This is a genomic window from Stenotrophomonas sp. PS02301 (assembly GCF_029959485.1).
Taxonomy (GTDB): Bacteria; Pseudomonadota; Gammaproteobacteria; order Xanthomonadales; family Xanthomonadaceae; genus Stenotrophomonas; species Stenotrophomonas maltophilia_Z.
Genome location: NZ_JASCOO010000033.1, coordinates 19,081 through 39,726, shown reverse-complemented (window position 1 = coordinate 39,726; position 20,646 = coordinate 19,081). Strand labels below are relative to the sequence as shown.

The following is a 20,646-nucleotide window of genomic DNA, read 5'->3' as shown; positions in this document are numbered from 1 at the left end:
GCACTACCGAGGTAGTGCGCACCGTGGCGTGCCGGAACGCCTGTCAGGAAATGCAATCGGTAGTGCCGGCCGCTGGCCGGCATCAGCGCCCGCGCTGCATCCGCACCGAGGCGAGCGACACGCCGCTGGGGTGCGGGTAGTCCTCCTCGCGCAGCGCTTCAAAACCACAGCGACGATAGAACGGGACCGCATTGAGCGAGGCCGAGAGCACCAACGGCCGCGCCGGATCCGCAAGCGCCTGCATGGCCTGCATCAAGGTCAGGCCGATGCCACGGCCGCCACAGTCGGGATCGACGAACAATGCATCGATCTCGTTGCCGGCCAGATCGATCACGCCGTAGCCCAACAGCGCGCCATCGGCATCGTCGGCAATCACGCCGCCGCCGGCGGCGAGCAGCGCGCGGTAGTGTTCCGGCGGCGGTGAGGCCGACCACGGCCCGATCACCTCCGGCGGATAGGCCGCGCTGCACAGTTCACGTACGCAGCGCGTGCGCAGCAGCCACAGTCTGTCCGCCTCCTCGGCACGGCCAACGCGCAAACGCACGTCGCGCGCATCGGTCATCGCGATTTGCTCGTCCGCAGCGCCTGGATGCGCGCCGGCGGCTGGAACGAATCGCTGCGCGCATCGGCCCAGTAATCGTGGAAGACCGCATGGTCGGGCACTTTGCGCAGCAGCTCGCCCGGGGCCAGATAGCGGTACAGCGAGGCCAGTGAGCGGATTTCCACCGGCGAGACGCGGCGCAGGATGTGCTCCGGGCCCAGCTCGGAAGGATCGTTCAAGCCGGCCGCGCACAGCAGGTCGCGCAGCGCGCGCAGGGTGTTCTCATGGTAGTTGTGCACGCGCGTGGCCTTGTCGGCCGCGTCCAGGTGACGCCAGCGATGCGGGTTCTGCGTGGCGATGCCGGTCGGGCATTTATCGCTGTGGCAGCTCAGCGACTGAATGCAGCCCAGCGCGAACATGAAGCCACGCCCGGCATTGCACCAGTCCGCGCCCAACGCGATGGTGCGTGCGATCTCGAAGGCACTGGTGACCTTGCCGGCCGCACCCACACGGATGCGATCGCGCAGGTCCAGCCCGACCAGCGTGTTGTGCACCAGCAACAGCGCTTCGTGCATCGGCACCCCCACGTGATCGATGAACTCGGCCGGCGCCGCACCGGTACCGCCCTCGGCGCCATCGACCACGATGAAATCCGGCAGCAGCCCGGTTTCCTGCATCGCCTTGGCGATACCGAACCACTCCCAGGGGTGACCGATGGCCAGCTTGAACCCGACCGGCTTGCCGCCGGACAACTCCCGCAGCCGCGCAACGAACTGCAGCAGTTCCACCGGCGTATTGAACGCGCTGTGCTTGGACGGCGATACGCAATCCACGCCCATCGGCACGCCACGGGTGATCGAAATCTCTTCGCTCACTTTCGCCGCCGGCAGCACGCCGCCATGGCCGGGCTTGGCGCCCTGCGAGAGCTTGATCTCGATCATCTTGACCTGATCATGGGTGGCGTTGGCGACGAACTTCTCTTCGCTGAAACCACCGGCATCGTCACGGCACCCGAAGTAACCCGAGCCGATTTCCCAGACCAGGTCGCCGCCCATTTCGCGGTGATACGGCGAAATCGAGCCTTCGCCGGTGTCGTGATAGAAGCTGCCACGGCGCGCGCCTTCGTTGAGGGCGCGGATCGCGTTCGCCGACAACGAGCCGAAGCTCATCGCGGAGATGTTGAACACACTGGCCGAATACGGCTTGGCGCAGTTCGGGCCGATCTGGATGCGGAAATCGTGGTGGCCGATCTCGGTCGGCGCCAGCGAATGATTGATCCACTCGTAGTCCACCGCATAGGTGCTGCGCAGCGTGCCGAACGGCACCACGTCCATTTCATTCTTGGAGCGCTGGTAGATCAGCGCGCGCTGCTGGCGCGAGAACGGCACATCCTCCAGATCGCTCTGCACGAAGTACTGGCGGATCTCCGGCCCGATCGATTCCAGCCCGTAGCGGAAGTGCGCCATCACCGGATAGTTGCGCCGCAGCGTGCTGCGCTTCTGCAGCAGATCCCAGGTGCCCAGCAGCACCAGCAACGCCGTCACGCCGACGCCCCAGTACCAGGCGGGCCAGATCGTGGCCAACCACACGCAGACCGGGAACAACAGGATGGCGAGCAGATACGCGAGATAGCGATGCATGGCTTTCCTCAATCAATAGCTGCCCCCGAGTCTACAGGCGGTCGTCCACCACTTCCCGGGGCCACACGGATTTGACGTCGTACACCACACCGCCCGGCGTGAGCAGCGCGCGCACCTGCGCGGCGTCGAAGGCACGGAAACGATCATGCGCCACCGCCAGCACGACGGCGTCATAGCCGGCCGCATCCGGGGCGTCGACCCAGCGCACGCCCGCATCGGCCAGTGCGGCCGGCCCGACCCACGGGTCCTGCACGTCCACCCGGGCGCCACAGGCCTGCAGGCGCTGCGCCAGTTCCAACGCGCGGCTGTTGCGCAGGTCCGGGCAGTTCTCCTTGAAGGTCACGCCCAGCACCAGCACGCGTGCCTGCGCGACATCGATGCTGCGTGACGCCAGCAGTGCCAGCACGCGTTGTGCGACATGCTCGCCGACCCGGTTGTTGACCTGGCGCGCGGTGTGGATCAGGTCCGGGTGATACCCCACGCTCTCGGACTTGTGCAGCAGGTAGTACGGGTCCACGCCGATGCAGTGGCCGCCGACCAGGCCGGGGCGGAACGGCAGGAAGTTCCACTTGCTGCCGGCCGCATCCAGCACGTCCTGGGTATCGATGCCGAGCCGATCGAAGATCAACGCCAGCTCGTTGACCAGCGCGATGTTGACGTCGCGCTGGATGTTCTCGATCACCTTGGCCGCTTCGGCCACGCGGATCGAGGGCGCCGGCCAGGTGCCGGCCGTGATGATGCCCTTGTACAAGGCATCGACCACGGCGGCGACTTCCGGCGTCGAGCCGGAGGTGATCTTGCGGATGTCCGGCAACCGTCGTTCGCGGTCGCCCGGGTTGATCCGTTCCGGGCTGTAGCCGCAATAGAAATCGACGTTGAAGCGCAGCCCGGATCCCGCCTCCAGCAGCGGCACGCAGACTTCTTCTGTCGTGCCCGGGTAGACGGTGGATTCGTAGATCACGATGTCGCCCGGCGTGAGCAGACCGGCGATCAGGGTGCTGGCACTGCGCAGCGGCCCCAGATCGGGCTGCTCGTGCGCATCGATCGGGGTGGGCACGGTCACGATGTAGACATTGCACCCGGCCAGCTGCGAAGGATCGGCGGTGTAGCGGGCATGCACCGCGGCAGCGAGCTCGTCGGCTTCCAGCTCCAGGGTGTGATCCACGCCGCGCTGCAGTTCGGCCACCCGCGCGTTATCGATGTCGTAGCCCACCGTGGCCTGCTGCCGGCCGAAGGTCACCGTCAACGGCAGCCCAACGTAGCCGAGGCCGATGACCCCGATGCGCGCGGACACCGCGGCGGAAATGGCGTGCGTCATCGAGCGGCTCCGCACCGCGGAACCGGGCCAGCCATCAGGCGGGGCATCATCAGGGAATACGTCATGCGATACGGAGCCGGGAGACAGGTGGTGCAAGACTAACGCGCCCGACCCTGCCCCACAAAGAACAAAGCCGCCGCCCGCGGAGAGTACGGACGACGGCCAAAGGAATAATGGTCCAGCTGCGGTTACTACCCTTTCAGACAGCCTCCAAGGGTAAACCCCGCAAGACTGGTCACAGCTGGTAGAAAGAGGATAGGCGTGCAACCGTGATCATTGTGTTACGGCCAGCGTTGTTTTGCGTTACGAACCCAATGTCACTGCCGCCGGTTCCAACTCGCCGGAAACACCTGTCCATGCCTCCAGCAGACGACCAAACCCGGCGGGCATGTCGACTTGCTCGGAACACCGCTGTTGGAACCCCTGCCAGGGCGCCTCGACGATACGCGCAAGCGCATCCGGTTCGACCGCTGCCGACGCCATCGTCCATTGGGGGAAATGGCGGGTCTCCACTGATCCGCGCGCGAGTTCGCGCAGATTTGTATGGATGCGCGCGTTGAACACGCGCTGGAACACCGAATCGACACCGTCCTCCGGGCCCTCGAAGTACTGCAGGAAACACCGGCCGTCGAACATCAGCACGCCGGTCACGCCTGCCACTTTGTTGAACCCCATCGCTGCTCGCAGGATCTGATCGATATCAGACGTTTCGATTCCATCGATAGCGTCGCTGATATAAGCGACCGCATGCAGCGGCATGAAGGATTTCCGGAATGAACTGAAGCTGACTATGCCATGAAGTTTTCGCACTGGGTAGACATCGAATGTGCGCGCTGTCGCGTTACGAAGCGCCGGTGACTCACACCTTATTCCGGCGCCTGGACCTCATAGCCCCGGGCACGCAGCTGATCGGCGTAGCCTCCGGGCGTCAGCAGCGAGGTGACCGGGACAGTCGCGAAGGTGACCGCATTGCGCGCCAACGCCTCGCCGGCCATGGTCATCCATTTGCGGTGCGCCTGCGCATCGACATCGGTCAAGCCACGCCGCCGCCCAAAATCGCTGTTGGCCACGGCATCCACGCAGGCCAGGTACTGCCCTTTCACCGCCAGCCGCTCCAGCGCCTCGATATCACCAACCGACCAGGCATTGGCGCGCTCGGCCAGCAGCGGCAAGCCGTGTTCGACCACATCCAGGGTGCGGCGGAAGCACTCGACATCCTGCAAGGCAGTGCCGCGCACTTCCTTCAACGCCTGCCGCGGGTCGGCGATCTTGATCGCGACCTGGGTCGAGACCGGCGTGAGACCGTGCGCCTTGCTGGCCTTCTGCACGATCCTGGACACCGGTGAGGAACGGCCGAGGCCGACATCCTTCAGTGCGGCAGCATACAACTGCGTCGCAGCCACCAGCGGCCGGTCTTTCTCGATGCCTTTGTCGCGGCCGATGTGCCGCTGTTTGAGTACTTCCCAGCGCGCGTGGAGATCGGGCGGCAACACCTCGCGCAACGTGCGTCCGTCGGGATCACGGGCAGCCTTCATCGCCGAGGGCAGCAAGGTCAGGCCGCGGAAGAAGCCCACGTCGGCATCCAATGCCCAGCCCGGCGAGCCGAGCACTTCCTGCGCACTGGCGATCACCGCCTGCACCTCGTCGGCGCGCCACTCCAGCTTGGCCGGCAGCGGCGAAACCGTCCCGAGAATCCACAGTGTGTGGCCCTGGCCGTTGCGGACCTGCCACATGCCTGGCCCGGGCTGCTCACCCGAGACCACCACCGGGGCGAGATCGATCACCTCGCCTGCGGGCTGCGCCGGCACCTGCGCCGGCACCTGCGTCTGGGCCTGCGCATGGGCCACGCCGCCCAACAGCAGCGCAACGCTCCACACCAGTGCTTTCCCTGCACGTACTGCGATTGCCATGTGGCGTGTCCGAGGTGAGTTGCTGCGCAGCGTACGGCGGCACGCGGCCGGCTGCGTAAAGTTTGCGTTGCGCGGGCAACACGTGAAACTGACCGTTGGTGCCCGGGGCCGGAATCGAACCGGCATGGGGTTGCCCCCGGCGGATTTTAAGTCCGATGCGTCTACCAGTTTCGCCACCCGGGCAACGGCGCGCATAGGGTGCCTGATCGCGCCCGGTTTTGGAATGCACGCGCCGCTGCGGGCCCGCTCAGATCGCGCGGGAATACCGCACGGGCTGGTCCGGCTGCATCAGATAGCGGTCGAAACACATCGCCAGCAGCCGCAGCAGTGGGCGCCCGCGCTCGCTCGCGCGCACCACGCCCTGCGCGTAATCGGCCAGGCCGTCCGCCTGCAGTGCCGCCAGCGCGCGCAATCCCTCGGCGAAATACGTCTCGAAGTCCACGCCGTGCCGTGCCGCCACGGCAGCCCCGTCCACTTCTCCCTGGCACATCAACTGGCCGATCACTTCCGCGCGCAGCACATCGTCCTGGTCCAGGGTCAGGCCGCGCCAGACCGGCAACCGCCCTGCATCGACCGCCGCTTCCCAGGCTGGCAGTTCACGCGGGTTCTGGCTGTAGGTCTGGCCGATGTGGCTGATCGCGCTGGCCCCCAGGCCCACCAGATCGGTATCGGCGTGCGTGGTATAGCCCATGAAGTTGCGGTGCAGTTGCCCCGCCCGTTGTGCCCGCGACAGGTCTTCCTCCGGCAACGCGAAATGATCCATGCCGATGTACTGATAGCCCGCCTCCGAGAGGCGCTGCACCGCCAGGCCCAGCAAGGCCAGCTTCTGCTCGGGGCTGGGCAGATCCGCATCGGCGATCTGGCGCTGCGCACGGAACAGGTGCGGCAGGTGCGCGTACCCATACACCGCCAGGCGATCCGGTCGCTCGCGCAGCACGGTTTCCAGCGTCTGCGCGAAACCGGCGAGTGTCTGCTTCGGCAGGCCGTAGATCAGATCCACATTGACCGAGCGCAACCCATGCTCGCGGCAGGCACGAAGGATATCCAGCGTGTCCTCCACGCCCTGCTCGCGGTTGATGGCCTTCTGCACGTCCGGATCGAAATCCTGCACGCCGAGGCTGGCGCGGTTGAAGCCCAGCTCGGCGAGCACCGCGATATCGGCGCGTGTGACAAAGCGCGGGTCGAGCTCGATGGAGAAGTCGCGCGCGGCCGCCGTGCTGAAGTTGAACCGCTGGCGCAGCCCATCGATCAACTCGCGCATCTGTGCCGGCGCCAGGAAGTTGGGCGTGCCACCGCCGAGGTGCAGCTGGATCACTTCGCGCGCCGGATCGAACTGCGGTGCCATCAGGTCCGCCTCGCTCAGCACGCGGGCCACGTAGCTGACGCCTTTGCTGTGATCGCGGGTGATGACCCGGTTGCAGCCGCAGTAGAAGCACGGGCTGCTGCAGTACGGCACATGCACGTACAGCGACAGCGCGCGGCCCCGGCGGTTGCTGTTCACGATGGCCTCGCGCAGGGCCAGCTCACCGTAGCCGTCATGGAAATGCGGGGCGGTGGGATAGGAGGTGTAGCGCGGGCCCGGCCGGTCGTGGCGACGCAGCAGCTCGGGATCGAAGTGCCAGGCGAGCCCGGCGGCGGCAGGCGAGAAGGTATCCATGCCGCCAGCTTGCGCATGCACGGGTGCGCACGCATTGCGTCAGATCAATTCACGCCCGGGCGGCCCGCCATCGGCAGGCTCGGCCAGCGCAGCATCTGGAAGCGACGCCAGAAGGTATCGGCGATCCGCTCGGCGACATCATCGGCCAGCCGCTGCATCGGTGGATTGCCACATTCGGCGGTGGTCTGCCGGAACAGGGCCAGCCAGCGGTCGAACAGATCGCGATCCAGCTCATCCATGGCCATGTGCTTGGGCATCGGCGCCCCGTTGAAGCGCCGCGTGCCGCGCAGCATCGCCGACCAGAAATCGACCAGCTGCGCCAGATGCGCATCCCAATCGTGGATCCGCGCCGTGAACACCGGGCCCAGGCGCGGCTCCTCGCGCACGCGCGCGTAGAAGTCATGCACCAGGCCGGTGACCTCCTCTTCGCTGCACAGGTCCAGCGCGGGATTGGGCAGCGCGTTGTCGGTGGGATCGGACATGAACACCCTCGGGCAGCAACGCCCAGCATCGGCGGCAGGGCCTGCCGCTGCCTTGATCAGGATCAATGAAGCCGGCGGCGAAGCCTTCTAGTCTGGGAGCTCGACAGGAAGCGCGCACTCGCGATCCCGGCCCCCGGTCGGCGCGAAGTATAGCCGTGCCCTGCCCCCTCCTCCTGACCGTGGCCGCAATGAACGACCTGCACGACCCGCCCGACGGCAGCCGCCGACGGCTGATCCAGCAATGGGGCGCCATCCTGTGGCCCAGCTTCGTCGCGGCTGGCCTGGCCAGCGTGGTGTTCTTCGCCTTTGTCGACCCGCTGCGCCTGCGCGACATCAGTTTCCCGCAACACGAGATCAGCCGCGAGTTGGGCTACACGCTGGGGTTCTTCATGTTCTGGGCGGTCACCGCCGCCGCCAGCGCGATCACCTGGTACCTGCTGCGGCCGATGCCCAGCGACGATGACGACCTGCCACTGGGGTGACCATGACAGACCGCCTCACCCTGCATCTGGTTGATCCCTCGCCCTCGCCCCCGCCGCCCGCCCCGGGCCGGCGCGCGCCGCTGCGCTGGCGGCCACTGCTCCCGGCGATGCTGCTGGCCGGCTTCTATCTCCTGCCGTGGCTGCGCTGGGAGGGTCGCCAGGCGCTGTTGTTCGACCTCACCGCGCGCCGCTTCGATCTGTTCGGCTGGACCCTCTGGCCGCACGACGTCGGCATCCTGCTGGGCGTGGCCGCCGTGCTGGCCACCGCACTGGTACTGCTCACCAACCTGGCCGGCCGGGTGTGGTGCGGCTACGGCTGTCCGCAGACCGTGTGGAGCCGGTTGTTCCGGTGGATGGATCAAGGCACCGCGCGCTGGCTGCCGGCCACAGGCGCAGCGCGTGCGGTCAAGCATCTGCTATGGCTGTTGGTAGCCGCGTGGACGGGCATCACCTTCGTGGGCTTTTTCAGCCCGATCCACGGCCTGGTCGGTACGCCGTGGCCACCGGTCTGGAGTGGCTGGGAAACGTTCTGGATCGTCTTCTATGCCGCAGCCACCTGGGGCAATGCCGGCTTCCTGCGCGAACACGTCTGCCGCGAGCTGTGTCCGTATGCGCGCATCCACGGCATGTTCTGCGACAACGACACGCCGCGCATGCAGTACCACGCACGCCGCGGCGAACCGCGCGGCCCGCGCGTGGCAGGGCTGGGCGGTGTCCAGGCGCGGGGCCGCGGACTGCTTGATCCCACCAGCGCCAGCGACTATGCGTTCCGCGCCGCGCACGAGGATATCGCCGGCCCGATGCCGCACTTCAGCGCCGATCGACTCGGCGATTGTCTGGACTGCGGGGACTGCGTCAGCGTCTGCCCGATGGCGCTGGACGTACGCGCCGGGCCGAACGCTGATTGCATCAGTTGTGGCGACTGCCAGGATGCCTGCGATGCGCGCATGCGTGCCTGGCAGTTCCCACCGGGATTGCTTCGTTATGCGCGTCCATCGGCCGTGCAGCACCGCCCGTCACGCTGGGTCCGCCCGCGCACGCTCGCCGCGGCCGGCACGCTGTTGGCGCTGCTGGCCATCGGTCTTCATCACCTGTAGTGGCGCCGCGTTGGCGGTTGTCCCCGTATCGTTTCCCCGGTCCCCCGACCCGGTTTCAGCGCGCGCGTGGGCGTACGCTGCGCGGCGGCACCAACTGGGCGCGCCGCACGATCCCCAACTGCTCAATGATCAACGCCAGCTCATTGGTGACACGGGTTCGCGCGGTGCCCTGCGCGGGTGGGACCAGGCGCTCGAGCACGCGCTGGTAGGTGGACCAGAATTCCGGGCCGCAGCCATGTTTCACGTAGCTGGCTTCCAGCTCGGTTCGCACTCCGTCAGCCAAGTCATGTTCGCCGTATTCCATACGACCTCCGTGGGACTTGCTTGCTTCAGGGACGACAAAACCCCCTCAGGGGGCGGATTCACTTCGGGTTCACCTAAAATTTGCACGGTCATCGCATTAAGTCAATTACCCGAAGGATAAAAGCCACGCCCCCGATGAACCGTTCATACAACGTCCGAACCCGTGCCTGCATCATGCAGGCCGGATACTGACAGCAATATGTCAGGGCGGCGCTCCCGATAATCCGCGCTTGGCCGCCACTCCCCGGGAAGCTGCACAGGGGCGGGCAATCTCACTCAGCCGCCGAGCGGCTCTCCTGCATACCCGCGCGCTCGGGCAGGTGCGGCGCGACGAACTGCATCAGACGCTCCATGGCACTGTCTGCCGGCGGTCCGCCCGCGGCGCGATCGGCAAACGCCTCCCACTCCCCGGCAGACAAAGTCTCGACCAAGGTCGGCTCCACGCCCAGCCAGCGCATGCTCCAGTAAGGAAAGTAGCGCGCAGGCACGCGGGCGTGACCGAGTTTGCGGATGTTCCGATGGCTGCGGGCCTGCAGTACGCGCTCGTGTACTGCCGACACCCCGTCATCCGGGCCTTCGAAGTACTGCAGGAAACGATTGCCATCGCAGAGAAGCACACCGGTGACCCCGGCCAGGCTGTTGAAGCGGATGGCATCCTCGACAAGTGCGTCGAGATGCTCCGCAGACAGCGGGCCTGCAACGTCGCTGACATACGCGATCGCGCAAAGGGGCATGGGTAAACTCCGACGATTTCAAAGCACTATGCTGGCACTTTCAGGTATCTAAATAAAGCCGTTGCCTGAAGCATTCAGAACATACCTGAAACGAACGCCTCCCGTCCTGCACGCGGTCGCCGGTCAGGGCACCCGCCTGGCGCCGCTGGATTACCGATGTCCCGCCATCGAGCTTCGTACCGCTTCACTGAACGCATCGAGCAGGAATGGCTTGGCGATCATCGCCATGCCGTTATCGAGGAATGCCGAGCGCTCCTGTGCTTTCTCTGCGTAGCCGGTCATGAACAGCACCGGCAACGAGGGCCGCGATTGCCTCGCGATTTCGGCCAGTTGGCGTCCGTTGAGGCCGGGCAGTCCGACGTCGGTGATCAGCAGGTCGATCTTCTTGGATGAGCCGAGGATCGGAATGGCGCCATCGGCATCACCCACGACTTCAGCGGTATACCCGAGGTCTTCCAGCACCACGGTGACCAGCATGCGCACCTGCTCGTCGTCCTCCACCACCAGGATCGATTGCCCGGCGCCGAGCGACACTGGCTGTGCGCTCGGTGCACCGTCGTCCTCGGCGGCGTCGTTCACCACCGGCATGAACAACGCGACCGTGGTGCCCTGCCCTGGCGTGGAATCGACCGTGATGTGGCCGCCGGACTGCTGCATGAAGCCGTAGATCATCGACATACCCAAGCCCGTGCCCTTGCCGATCGGCTTGGTGGTGAAGAACGGCTCGAAGATCCGCTCGACCACCTCCGGTGGCATGCCGGTACCGGAATCGGAGACCGATACCACGGCGTACTCGCCTGCCGGAATGGTCGGCACTTCGCCCTCGGCGGCGAAAACGTGCGAGGTCCGCAGGATCAGCTCACCCCCTTCAGGCATCGCGTCACGTGCATTGATCGCCAGATTCAGCAGCGCGCTTTCGAACTGGTTGCTGTCCAGGTTGGCGCGCAGCGGCGCGTCACTGGTCGCCATCTGGATGCGGATCTTCTCGCCCAGCGTGCTGCGCAGCAGGTGCTGGACCGATCCAACCAGCGCGTTGAGTTCCACCGTCTTCGAATCCAGCGACTGACGTCGCGAAAACGCCAGCAGACGCTGGGTCAAGGCCGCCGCGCGCTGGCTGGAGGCGGTGGCCGCATCCAGGAAGCGCTCCATCCCTTCCATGCGCCCCATGTCCAGGCGCATGCGCATGATGTCCAGCGAGGACAGGATGCCGGTCAGCATGTTGTTGAAGTCGTGCGCGATGCCGCCGGTCAATTGCCCGATGGCATCCATCTTCTGCGACTGGCGCAGGGCCGCTTCGCTGGCCTCACGCGCGGCCATCTGCCGCTCCAGCTCCGCCGTGCGCTCGGCCACCATCGCCTCCAGATCCGAGGCATGTTGCTGACTCGTTTCCAGGGCCAGCTTGGAGGCCGTGATATCGGTGACGAAGACGTGGAACCCATCCGGCGCGCCGTCTGCATCCCAGCGCGGCGAATAACGGATCTCGCTGTCGCGCCGGCGGCCGTCACTGAACGGCCAGTTGGCCTCGAACACGATGTGCTCGCCCGCCAGCGCACGTTCGATCAACGGGCGGCGGGTGCGCCAGACCTCCTGCCCGACGACCTCCGGCACGCGTTTGCCGATCACGGCCGATACAGGACGCTCGAACCAGGCCTCATACGCTTTGTTCGCGAAGCGGTAACACAGGTCACGGTCGATGAAGGCGATCAGCACCGGCATCGCATCGGCCACCAGGCGCAGTTCTGCTTCGCTGCGCTCCAGTGCGGCACGGCCATCGGCCAGCGCCCGCATCTGATCACGGACCAGGAACTGCTTGTCGCGCGCACGCAGCGCACTGCGCACGGAGCTGAGCAGCGAGCTGCTGCCCAGCGGCCGGTCCAGCTCGATGATGTTGATCGACAACTGCAGGCCAGGATCGGCCAAGGGGCGCTTCTGCGAGTGCGGCGACCGCAGCAGAATGACGGGAATATCCGACCAGGACGGTTGCTTGGCCAAGGGCTCCAGCAACGCGGCGGTGCCCTTGGCGACCGCCTCTTCGGTGACGACCACCGCACCCACGTCATCATCAAGCGCGGCGGCCAGCCGTGGCAGGCTCTCGTGGATCGCGGTGCGCAGCCCGGCGGCGTTGAGTACGCCGGCAATGCTCGGCGCATCGCGCCCGAACGGCGCAAAGATATGCACCACACCGGAAACGGAGTCACTCTGCACGGGTGTGGCCGAGCAGATGCGCCGTATTGCCCACGAATTCCGGCGTGCCGGTCAGAATGCCCTTGAACTCATTGAGCGGGGCGCTCAGCGAAATTCCCTTGCCGTCGATCTTCAGCTCGCGGATCGTATTCTCGTGCGCACCGCCCCGATTCTTGATCACCGAGATCGCCTTGCGGATGCGCCCCTGCGATTCGAAGAAGCGGAACAACACGACCGAGTCCGCGATGTAGGAGACGTTGAGATTGCCGGTCGACATCGTGCCGACCAACCCGTGTTGCGGATTGATCAGGATGGTCGCCACGCCCTTCTGGTTGAGATAGGACAGCATCTCGTGCAGCTGAAGCATCAGCTGCTTTTCCTGGGGCATCGCGGTGACGTAGCCGTTGAGGCTGTCGATCACCAGCAGGCGGCACTGGCGCTCCTCGACTGCACGCTGCATGTTCCAGGCGAACTCGCCCGGTGAGATCTCGGCCGGATCGACCTGCAGGATTTCCAGCAGGCCCGACGCCAGGTGTTTGCTCAGATCGATGTCCAGCGACTCGGCGCGGGCCAGCAAGGTGCCGATGCGCTCATCGAATTCGAAAATGCAGCAGTGCTCACCGCGCTCGCAGGCCGCCCAGACGTACTGCAGCGCCACATTCGTCTTTCCGCTGCCCGCCGGGCCGGTCAACAGCGTGCTGGTGCCCCGCAGCGGACCGCCGCCGAGCAGACTGTCGATCTCGCCGACCCCGCTGCTGATGGGCGTGCCGTTGAATGTGGCGTGGTGGTCCGAGGCGATCAACCGCGGAAAGACCTCCAGGCCCCCTTCACGGATGGTCATGTCGTGGTAGCCGGCGGTGAAGTTCACCCCGCGCAGTTTCTGGACATGCATCCGGCGGCGCGCCGGGCCGAAATCCAGTGTCAGGCGTTCCAGCGACACCACGCCATGGCAGAGGCTGTGCAGCTGGCCATCGCGCTCCTCACCGGAGGCCGTCATGTCATCGACCAGCACCACGGTCGCGCTCTTGGGCGCGAAGAACTGCTTGAGCGAGAGGATCTGGCGGCGATAACGCAGCGGATCCTGCGATAGCAATCGCAGCTCGGACAGCGAATCGAACACCACCCGATGCGGCTTGATGCGCTCCACCTCGCCGAGAATCAGCTTGACCGTTTCGTCCAGCTCGACTTCCCAGGAGTGCAGTACCGACTGCATCCGTCCGTCGCCCAGCGCTTCCTCGGCCGAGGCCAGCTCAAACAGGTCCAGGCCATCCAGGGACCAGCCGTGAGCATTGGCAACTTCGCGCAGCTCGTCAGCCGTCTCGGAGAGCGTGATGTAGAGACAGCGCTCGCCCTTGCTCAGCCCATGCAGCAGAAACTGCAGGGACAGCGTGGTCTTGCCGGAGCCTGGCGGTCCTTCCAGCAGGTACAGCCGCCCCTGCGGGAAGCCCCCGCCGAGGATGCTGTCGAGGCCTTCGATACCCGTCGCTACGCGTGCTTTTTGTGTCTGCATAAGGCTGCCAAAGTGGACGGCCGCAGCATACGAAGCGTGTTGTGTAGGCCCTGTCGGCTCTGGCCTCCGAAACTGAATGGAGGCCCACAACGCGCAAAGCCCGCTTTCGCGGGCTCTGGGCTACTTTCCATTTGGAGGCCTGGGTCGGAATTGAACCGGCGTACGCGGATTTGCAGTCCGCTGCATGACCACTCTGCCACCAGGCCGGTGACCCTACGATCATCGAAGGCGTGTTGCGTGCCCCGATAAAACAAGACCCCGAGAACGGGGCCTGGTCAGGATTTGGAGCGGGAAACGAGACTCGAACTCGCGACCTCAACCTTGGCAAGGTTGCGCTCTACCAACTGAGCTATTCCCGCAAAATCAAGCGTGTATGTTACCGAAACCACTCGAAACACACCAGCTTTTTCACACTTTTTTTCACATCCCGGCCGATGCTTCCGGACTGGATGCCCGCGTGCCACCGCGGAGAAAAACAAGGCCCCAAGGGGGCCCTGTCGAAATCTGGAGCGGGAAACGAGACTCGAACTCGCGACCTCAACCTTGGCAAGGTTGCGCTCTACCAACTGAGCTATTCCCGCAGACTTTCGCTTGCCCCGACCGCACCGCACCCTGAGGCGCTGGAGGCTGTCGGCCCCTCGACCTGCGTCGAAGGAGCGCTATTCTGTCGGAATTCCTTCACGTCGTCAACATCCTTTTCGCCGCAACGTGGTGTGGTTTCCCACCGGGCGGTCACGGCGGCCTCCGACATCTTCCCCCGTTCTGCTCCCGCACAAAGTCCTCATGTCCGGCTTGCCAGACGTTGACGCGCCGAAGCGCCCCCGGACTTGCACGTCCAGTGCAGCGCAACGCCCTCGCGCAGCCGGCGCCCGTCGAATACCCCCTTCACCCTGTCCTGGGCGAAGGACGGGTGCAACTGCAGGCCCCTCCACTGGGGCGCAGCTCACCGGCGAGCCGCCACGGCAGGTTCGGCGTTTGGTTGCACGTTTCCCACAAGTTGTATTGTCAAAGGGAGTGCAACGCCGTCTGATGCATGCAATGCAGCGGAACCCACACCTGAAGACTCCGACACCCATGGCACACACCTCTGGCAGCAGCACCAGGCTGATGCTGTCTGCACTCCATTACATTCAATGTTGCCCTGCGCGCATGGCCGCCACCTGTACGGGACTGTTATTGAGCGCATCGGCGATAGCCGCCCCCGTGACGCTCGTATTCCCGCTGCCCGATGGCCACCACCTGAGCATCTCGGCCAGCGACAAGCACGTACACGCGCAGCGGGTGTCGGGGAGACGTCGGGCCATTTCCGTGGATGCCGACCTGCGACGGGTGCTGATGCAGGCCGATACCGTGTTTCCGATCAACCGCAGCGCCTTCATGCTGGAGGGCGGTCCGGGCGTAACGCTGTTCGTACGCACGTCATCCAATTCCGCCCGTCCGATGGCCTACTGCGGTTCGGGGCGGGAAGACCAGGTGCTGCTGATCGAACTCCGCGCGAACCGACTGGCCTTGCTCGACCGACTGCTGCTCGACAGCTGCTTACGTTCCATTGCAGTGATCGCAGACCTGGGCGACTGGCCACAGGAAGCCGTGGAACCAATGGCACATCCGTGGGTGGCTCGATTTCAGGCGCTCGACATGGATGGCCCTTATCCCCGCTGCGTTCGCATCGCACATCAACGACTCTGGGTAGACGACTCCTGCGAGACACCCGAGCGGCCTCAGCCTGAGTAGTCGCCCGGCCCGCCATGGCCGACCGCGCTGCGGTGCTGACGGAGTGAACCCATGATGCAGATGCATGCCCGAGGCACGGCACACAAACGGAAAAAGCGACCCGGAAGGTCGCTTTTTTCGTTGCATCGCATCGGGACGGATCACGATGGGATGCGGTATCTGGAGCGGGAAACGAGACTCGAACTCGCGACCTCAACCTTGGCAAGGTTGCGCTCTACCAACTGAGCTATTCCCGCTTGGGAGGCGAAATTCTACAGCCAAATGCATCCCTGTCAACAGCCCTCACGCATTCTTTTTTGCTTTGGTGTTCTCACGCGCGAGGCGCTCGTCTTCGCGCAGGCTCGGCCACGCGGCGTGCAGGTATTGCAGGCCCGACCACAGCGTCAGGATCGAGGCGATCGCCAGGGTCCAGTCGCCGATGTGGAAGACCTCGGTGCCCATCCAGATGTCCTGCATCGGGGTGTGCGGTGCGACCGAATACAGCAGGCACAGCAGCGCGACCATCTGCGCAGTGGTTTTCACCTTGCCGATCACGGCCACACGCACCTTGGCACGCTGGCCGATTTCCGCCATCCATTCGCGCAGTGCCGACACGGCGATTTCACGGCCGACGATCACGGCCGCCCAGACCGCCATCCACGCGGTGGGATGGCCCTGCACGATCAGGAACAGCGCCACGGCCACCATCAGCTTGTCCGCGACCGGGTCGAGGAAGGCGCCGAACGCGGACTGCAGGTCGTAGCGGCGGGCGATCCAGCCGTCGAGCCAGTCGGTGAGCGCAGCCAGGCCGAAGATCGCCGCCGAGGCGAAATTGGTCCACTTGTAGGGGAGATAGAACACCAGCACCAGAACGGGGATCATCACGATCCGCAGCAGGGTCAGCCAGGTGGGGAGGGTCAACTTCATTGCGTCTCTCTACTCGCCCGCCGCGTCGGGCGTGGGCAGTCCATGAAGGTTAGCGTAGATACGCGCAGCGAGGGCGTCATTGATGCCGTCCACTTTCGCGATTTCCGCTTCGCCGGCGGCTTTCAGGCCGACCAGGCCGCCAAAATGTTTGAGCAGGCTGGCGCGCCGGCGCGGGCCGATGCCAGGAATATCTTCGAGTTTGCTGGTCATCCGGGCCTTCTGGCGGCGGCCGCGGTGGCCGGTGATGGCGAAGCGGTGGGCCTCGTCACGCACCTGCTGGATGAACTGCAGCGCCGGTGAGGCCGCACCCGGGCGCAGTTCGCGGCCGTCCGGCATGACCAGGGCTTCATGCCCTGCCCTGCGCTCCACGCCCTTGGCCACGCCGACCAGCATCACCCCTTCCACGCCCAGATCGGCCAGCGCGGACTGCGCCTGGGCCAACTGGCCGGCACCGCCGTCGATCAGCAGCAGATCCGGCAGTACGCCGTCCTCTTCCACAGCGCGGCGGAAGCGCCGCTCGATCGCCTGGTGCATGGCCGCATAGTCATCGCCGGGCTCGATGCCGCTGATATTGAAACGGCGGTACTGGCTGCGCACCGGTCCGGCCGCATCGAACACCACGCACGAGGCCACGGTGGCTTCGCCCATGGTGTGGCTGATATCGAAACACTCCACGCGCTTGACCTGCTCGGTCAGGCCGAGCATCTGCCGCAGGTCTTCGCTGCGTGCGTGCTGCGCGGTGCGGCTGCCCAGTTCGGTGACCAGGGTGATCTGCGCGTTGCGTGCGGCCAGTTCCACGTAGCCGGCGCGCTCACCGCGCACGTTCCAGCGCAGCTGCACCTTGTGTTCGGCCGAGGCACTCAAGGCCGATTCGATCAGGCTGGCATCCGGGATTTCGCGGTCGAGCAGGATCTCGCGCGGAGGGGCGTGCTCGGCGTAGTACTGGGAGACGAACGCGCCCAGCACTTCATCGGCACTCTCCTCGCCATTGGTGCGCGGGAAGAACGGACGCGTGCCCATGTTGCGGCCATCACGGAAGGCCAGCAGCAGCACGCAGGCGCTGGCGCCCTGGGTGGCGCAGGCGAGCACGTCCAGATCCGCCGCGCGGCCATCCACGTATTGGCGGGTCTGCATGCTGCGCAGCGAGGCGATCAGATCGCGCAGGCGCGCGGCCTGCTCGAATTCCAGTGCTTCGCTGGCGGTCTGCATCTGGGTGCCGAGCTCGCGCGCGAGCTGGTCGCTCTTGCCTTCCAGGAACATCGAAGCGCGGCGTACCGACTCGGCGTAATCCTCCGGTGCCACCAGCTCCACGCAGGGCGCGCTGCAGCGGCCGATCTGGTACTGAAGGCAGGGCCGCGAGCGGTTGCGGAACACGCTGTCTTCGCAGCTGCGCAGCTTGAACAGCTTGTGCATCAGGTTGAGCGTTTCGCGCACGGCAGTGACGCCGGGGTACGGGCCGAAGTAACGCCCCGGCACCGCGCGCGGGCCACGGTGCAGTGCGATCCGCGGCCATTGCTCACGGGTCAGCAGCACGTGCGGATAGGTCTTGTCGTCGCGCAGGGAGACGTTGTAGCGCGGCGAGAGCGACTTGATCAGCTGGTTTTCCAGCAGCAGCGCCTCGGCCTCCGAGCGGGTCACGGTCACGTCCATGCGCGCGACCTGCGACAGCATCGACATGATCCGCGTGGTCTTGGGCGTGCCGTTGAAATAGCTGCCCACGCGGTTGCGCAGCGCACGCGCCTTGCCGACGTACAGCAGCGTGTCATCGGCAGCGTACATGCGGTACACGCCGGGGGCGGTGCTCAGGTGGGCCGCAAATGCCTTGCCATCGAAGGCGGGGGCGGAAGAAACAGTCATTCGTTGATCGGCACGTCGCTCAGGACACCACTGACGGGGTCGAAGCGCAGCACGGCGTGGGCATCGGTCTCGGCAATCCAGACCGCGCCACCGCCCAGCGCCAGGCCAGCCGGGCCGTGCAGGCGGCGCGGCAACGCCAGCGTACTCAGCTCACCACCGCCCAGGCGCAGCGTGCGCAGGCGGCCGTTGCCGGCATCGGCGATCCACAGCAGCGGCGCATCCGGACTCAGGGCAATTGCCTGCGGGTACTGCAGCAGTGCCGAGGTGCGCGGGCCGTCCTGTTCGCCGAAGGTCCACAGCCCCTGCCCGACCAGCGTCTGCACCAGATCACCACGCAACTGCATGGCGCGGATCGAGGAGCCCAGCGCATCGCAGACGTACAGCACCTGCTGGACCGCCGCGACCGAGCACGGCTGCGCGAACGCGGCCACGTGGCCACTGCCGTCGCGCTCGTCGATCGCCCCACTGCCGGCGCGCCACTGCAGGCTGCGCTGGCCAAGGTGATAGCTCCAGATACGGTTGTCGCCGGCCATGGCGATGTGGATCTGGTTGTCGGCGACGGCCAGGCCCTGCGGGTGGTTGAGTGCGGTGTGGCGCGGATCGGCCACCGGCCCTTCGATCGGTTCGCCGGGGCGGCCGGTGCCGCATAGCGTATCGACCTGGCCGGAGAGCAGATGGATGCGGCGCAGGGCATGGTTGCCGGTGTCGGCCACGTACAGCCATTCGCGCTCCAGCGCCAGGCCCTGGGGATGGTGGAAGGCCGCCTGGGCCTGGTCCCCATCCATGAAATCGGCGGTGCCCATGCCGAACTGGCGCAGCACGCGGCCACCATGACTGCACTCGAGCACGCGGTGATGACCGGTGTCGGCGATGTACAGGCGCTCGGTGGTCACCGCCAACCCGGTCGGGAAGCGCAGCGGCAGGCGCGGCTCGGGGCTCAGCTCACGGGCGCCGTGCAGGTCTTCATCGGACGGCCGCGAGCTGCCTTCGCACAGCGCAGCAAGGGAGCGTTCCAGTTCCCCGCCGAGACCGACCAGACGCTCGCGCTCGCGCCCTTGGGCATCGAGCAGGACCAGGGTCGGCCATGCGGTCACGCCGAAGCGGCGCCAGCCATCCCACTCCGCATCCAGCAGGGCCGGCGCGTTCAGCCCCTGGCGGCGCAGCAGCTTGAGGGATTGATCGGGATCGCGCTCGCCGTCGAAACGCGGCACCTGCAGCACCAGCAGCTGCAGCTTGCCCGGGTTGCGTGATTGCCACTGGGCCAGCTCGGCCAGCCGCTGCGCGCACCACACGGAGGCGGCATTGACGAAGGCCAGCACGACCGGCCGCCCCTGCAGCTCGGCCAGGGTGGTCGGTTTGGCGTTGAGCCAGGTGGCGAATTCGGGAAGATCCTGGACGGGCTGGACGTTCATGCCCCGATTATGCCGGACTCGGCGTCATGCAACCGTCGTGCCACGGTCACGGGTGTGCTGCCCACCAGGCCTCGGCACGCGCCAGATCGTCCGGGGTGTCGATGCCGGGCGGGAACTCGGCCGGGGTCAGGGCCACGCTGATGCGGTGCCCCGCTTCCAGCACGCGCAGCTGCTCCAGCGACTCCACCTGTTCCAGCGCCCCCGGCGGCAACGCGGCGAACTGGCGCAGGAAACCGGCGCGGTAGCCGTAGATGCCGATATGGCGCAGCCAGTGCGGGCCGGACAGCGTGTCGCGCGAGCGCGCGAAGGCATCGCGGTGCCACGGAATCGGCGCGCGGCTGAAGTACAGCGCATCCAGGTTCTGCTTGCGCACGACCTTGACCACGTTCGGGTCGAACAGGGTGTCCGCGTCTTCCACCGGCGTGGCCAGCGTGGACATCTCCGCACCGCTGTAGACCAGGGCTTCGGCCACCGCGCGGATTCCTTCGGCCGGGGCGAACGGCTCATCGCCCTGCAGATTCACCACCAGGGTGTCATCGGACCAGCCCGCCTGCGCCGCGCACTCGGCCAGCCGATCGGTGCCGGAGGCGTGCTCGGTGGAGGTCATCGCCACGCGCACTTCGGCCAGGCCCTGCAGGGCATCGGCGATGCGCTGATCGTCGGTGGCGACCCACACCTCGCGCGCGCCGGCGAGCAGCGCGCGTTGCGCCACGCGCAGCACCAGCGGCTCGCCGCCGAGCAGGCGCAGCGGCTTGCCCGGCAGCCGCGAGGCCGCGTAACGGGCGGGAATGGCGACGACGAACTCGACGGAAGCGCTCATGGGGGATGACCTGTACGAAAGGAATGCAGTCCGGGCGTCAGTGTGCCGCAACCGGCACC

Annotated in this window: 18 protein-coding genes and 5 tRNA genes; 3 read left to right on the top strand and 20 right to left on the bottom strand. The window is 66.2% G+C overall.

Features of this window, described 5'->3' with window-relative positions:
• Positions 1-82: 82 nt before the first annotated feature.
• The 8 genes from QMX81_RS10410 to QMX81_RS10375 all read right to left on the bottom strand — a co-directional run bounded on the left by QMX81_RS10410 (position 83) and on the right by QMX81_RS10375 (position 7,548).
• Positions 83-562, bottom strand: a complete 480-nt coding sequence (locus tag QMX81_RS10410; RefSeq protein WP_282261206.1) for a GNAT family N-acetyltransferase — start codon at positions 560-562, stop codon at positions 83-85.
• Positions 559-2,181, bottom strand: coding sequence for an FMN-binding glutamate synthase family protein (locus QMX81_RS10405; protein ID WP_121041723.1), 1,623 nt, complete (start codon positions 2,179-2,181; stop codon positions 559-561). Before QMX81_RS10405 ends, QMX81_RS10410 begins: the two co-directional genes overlap by 4 nt.
• Before the next feature lie 31 nt (positions 2,182-2,212).
• Positions 2,213-3,499: a nucleotide sugar dehydrogenase gene (locus QMX81_RS10400; RefSeq protein WP_282261202.1), complete on the bottom strand. Its 1,287-nt coding sequence runs from the start codon at positions 3,497-3,499 to the stop codon at positions 2,213-2,215.
• Between the two features lie 303 nt (positions 3,500-3,802).
• Positions 3,803-4,258: a BLUF domain-containing protein gene (locus QMX81_RS10395; protein ID WP_282261200.1), complete on the bottom strand. Its 456-nt coding sequence runs from the start codon at positions 4,256-4,258 to the stop codon at positions 3,803-3,805.
• A gap of 107 nt (positions 4,259-4,365) precedes the next feature.
• Positions 4,366-5,409, bottom strand: a complete 1,044-nt coding sequence (locus QMX81_RS10390; protein ID WP_282261198.1) for a TraB/GumN family protein — start codon at positions 5,407-5,409, stop codon at positions 4,366-4,368.
• A gap of 96 nt (positions 5,410-5,505) precedes the next feature.
• Positions 5,506-5,592 (bottom strand) — tRNA-Leu (locus tag QMX81_RS10385).
• 64 nt (positions 5,593-5,656) lie between these two features.
• Positions 5,657-7,066: an oxygen-independent coproporphyrinogen III oxidase gene (gene hemN, locus QMX81_RS10380; RefSeq protein ID WP_282261196.1), complete on the bottom strand. Its 1,410-nt coding sequence runs from the start codon at positions 7,064-7,066 to the stop codon at positions 5,657-5,659.
• Between the two features lie 44 nt (positions 7,067-7,110).
• Entirely contained in the window at positions 7,111-7,548 is a 438-nt protein-coding gene (locus QMX81_RS10375) for a group III truncated hemoglobin (RefSeq protein ID WP_282261194.1), read from the bottom strand.
• Positions 7,549-7,736: 188 nt separating this feature from the next.
• Here QMX81_RS10375 and QMX81_RS10370 point away from each other — a divergent pair, with 188 nt between their 5' ends.
• Together QMX81_RS10370 and QMX81_RS10365 are read left to right on the top strand one after the other, a co-directional pair.
• Positions 7,737-8,030 carry a hypothetical protein gene (locus tag QMX81_RS10370; RefSeq protein WP_121041710.1) on the top strand — a complete coding sequence of 98 codons (294 nt, stop codon included), beginning with the start codon at positions 7,737-7,739 and terminating at the stop codon, positions 8,028-8,030.
• Between the two features lie 107 nt (positions 8,031-8,137).
• On the top strand, positions 8,138-9,127 hold the full coding sequence (locus QMX81_RS10365) for a 4Fe-4S dicluster domain-containing protein (protein WP_282261210.1): 990 nt from the start codon (positions 8,138-8,140) through the stop codon (positions 9,125-9,127).
• 55 nt (positions 9,128-9,182) lie between these two features.
• On the opposite strand, the gene QMX81_RS10360 is transcribed toward QMX81_RS10365, so the two are convergent.
• The 7 genes from QMX81_RS10360 to QMX81_RS10330 all read right to left on the bottom strand — a co-directional run bounded on the left by QMX81_RS10360 (position 9,183) and on the right by QMX81_RS10330 (position 14,439).
• Positions 9,183-9,431, bottom strand: coding sequence for a hypothetical protein (locus tag QMX81_RS10360; protein WP_088433206.1), 249 nt, complete (start codon positions 9,429-9,431; stop codon positions 9,183-9,185).
• A 271-nt stretch (positions 9,432-9,702) separates the two neighbouring features.
• The gene (locus tag QMX81_RS10355; protein ID WP_282261190.1) at positions 9,703-10,164 is read right to left on the bottom strand and encodes a BLUF domain-containing protein; all 462 of its coding nucleotides are present in this window, start codon (positions 10,162-10,164) and stop codon (positions 9,703-9,705) included.
• Positions 10,165-10,314: 150 nt separating this feature from the next.
• A complete protein-coding gene (locus QMX81_RS10350; protein WP_282261188.1) occupies positions 10,315-12,369 on the bottom strand; it encodes a PAS domain-containing sensor histidine kinase in 2,055 nt (684 codons plus the stop codon).
• A complete protein-coding gene (locus QMX81_RS10345) occupies positions 12,359-13,948 on the bottom strand; it encodes an ATPase domain-containing protein (protein ID WP_282261186.1) in 1,590 nt (529 codons plus the stop codon). The genes QMX81_RS10350 and QMX81_RS10345 overlap by 11 nt, the downstream gene beginning before the upstream one ends.
• Before the next feature lie 42 nt (positions 13,949-13,990).
• A tRNA-Cys gene (locus QMX81_RS10340) sits at positions 13,991-14,064 on the bottom strand.
• Positions 14,065-14,141: 77 nt separating this feature from the next.
• Positions 14,142-14,217 (bottom strand) — tRNA-Gly (locus QMX81_RS10335).
• Between the two features lie 146 nt (positions 14,218-14,363).
• Positions 14,364-14,439 (bottom strand) — tRNA-Gly (locus QMX81_RS10330).
• 526 nt (positions 14,440-14,965) lie between these two features.
• Between QMX81_RS10330 and QMX81_RS10325 the strand changes: the two genes are divergently transcribed.
• A complete protein-coding gene (locus tag QMX81_RS10325; protein ID WP_282261184.1) occupies positions 14,966-15,592 on the top strand; it encodes a hypothetical protein in 627 nt (208 codons plus the stop codon).
• 160 nt (positions 15,593-15,752) lie between these two features.
• Here QMX81_RS10325 and QMX81_RS10320 read toward each other — a convergent pair.
• From QMX81_RS10320 to kdsB, 5 genes are all read right to left on the bottom strand, one after another.
• A tRNA-Gly gene (locus tag QMX81_RS10320) sits at positions 15,753-15,828 on the bottom strand.
• Positions 15,829-15,874: 46 nt separating this feature from the next.
• Positions 15,875-16,498, bottom strand: coding sequence for a CDP-diacylglycerol--glycerol-3-phosphate 3-phosphatidyltransferase (gene pgsA / locus QMX81_RS10315; protein WP_282261182.1), 624 nt, complete (start codon positions 16,496-16,498; stop codon positions 15,875-15,877).
• 9 nt (positions 16,499-16,507) lie between these two features.
• The gene (uvrC, locus tag QMX81_RS10310) at positions 16,508-18,355 is read right to left on the bottom strand and encodes an excinuclease ABC subunit UvrC (protein WP_121041696.1); all 1,848 of its coding nucleotides are present in this window, start codon (positions 18,353-18,355) and stop codon (positions 16,508-16,510) included.
• On the bottom strand, positions 18,352-19,767 hold the full coding sequence (locus QMX81_RS10305) for a hypothetical protein (protein ID WP_282261180.1): 1,416 nt from the start codon (positions 19,765-19,767) through the stop codon (positions 18,352-18,354). The genes uvrC and QMX81_RS10305 overlap by 4 nt, the downstream gene beginning before the upstream one ends.
• 46 nt (positions 19,768-19,813) lie before the next feature.
• Positions 19,814-20,587: a 3-deoxy-manno-octulosonate cytidylyltransferase gene (gene kdsB, locus QMX81_RS10300; protein ID WP_282261178.1), complete on the bottom strand. Its 774-nt coding sequence runs from the start codon at positions 20,585-20,587 to the stop codon at positions 19,814-19,816.
• Positions 20,588-20,646: the final 59 nt, after the last annotated feature.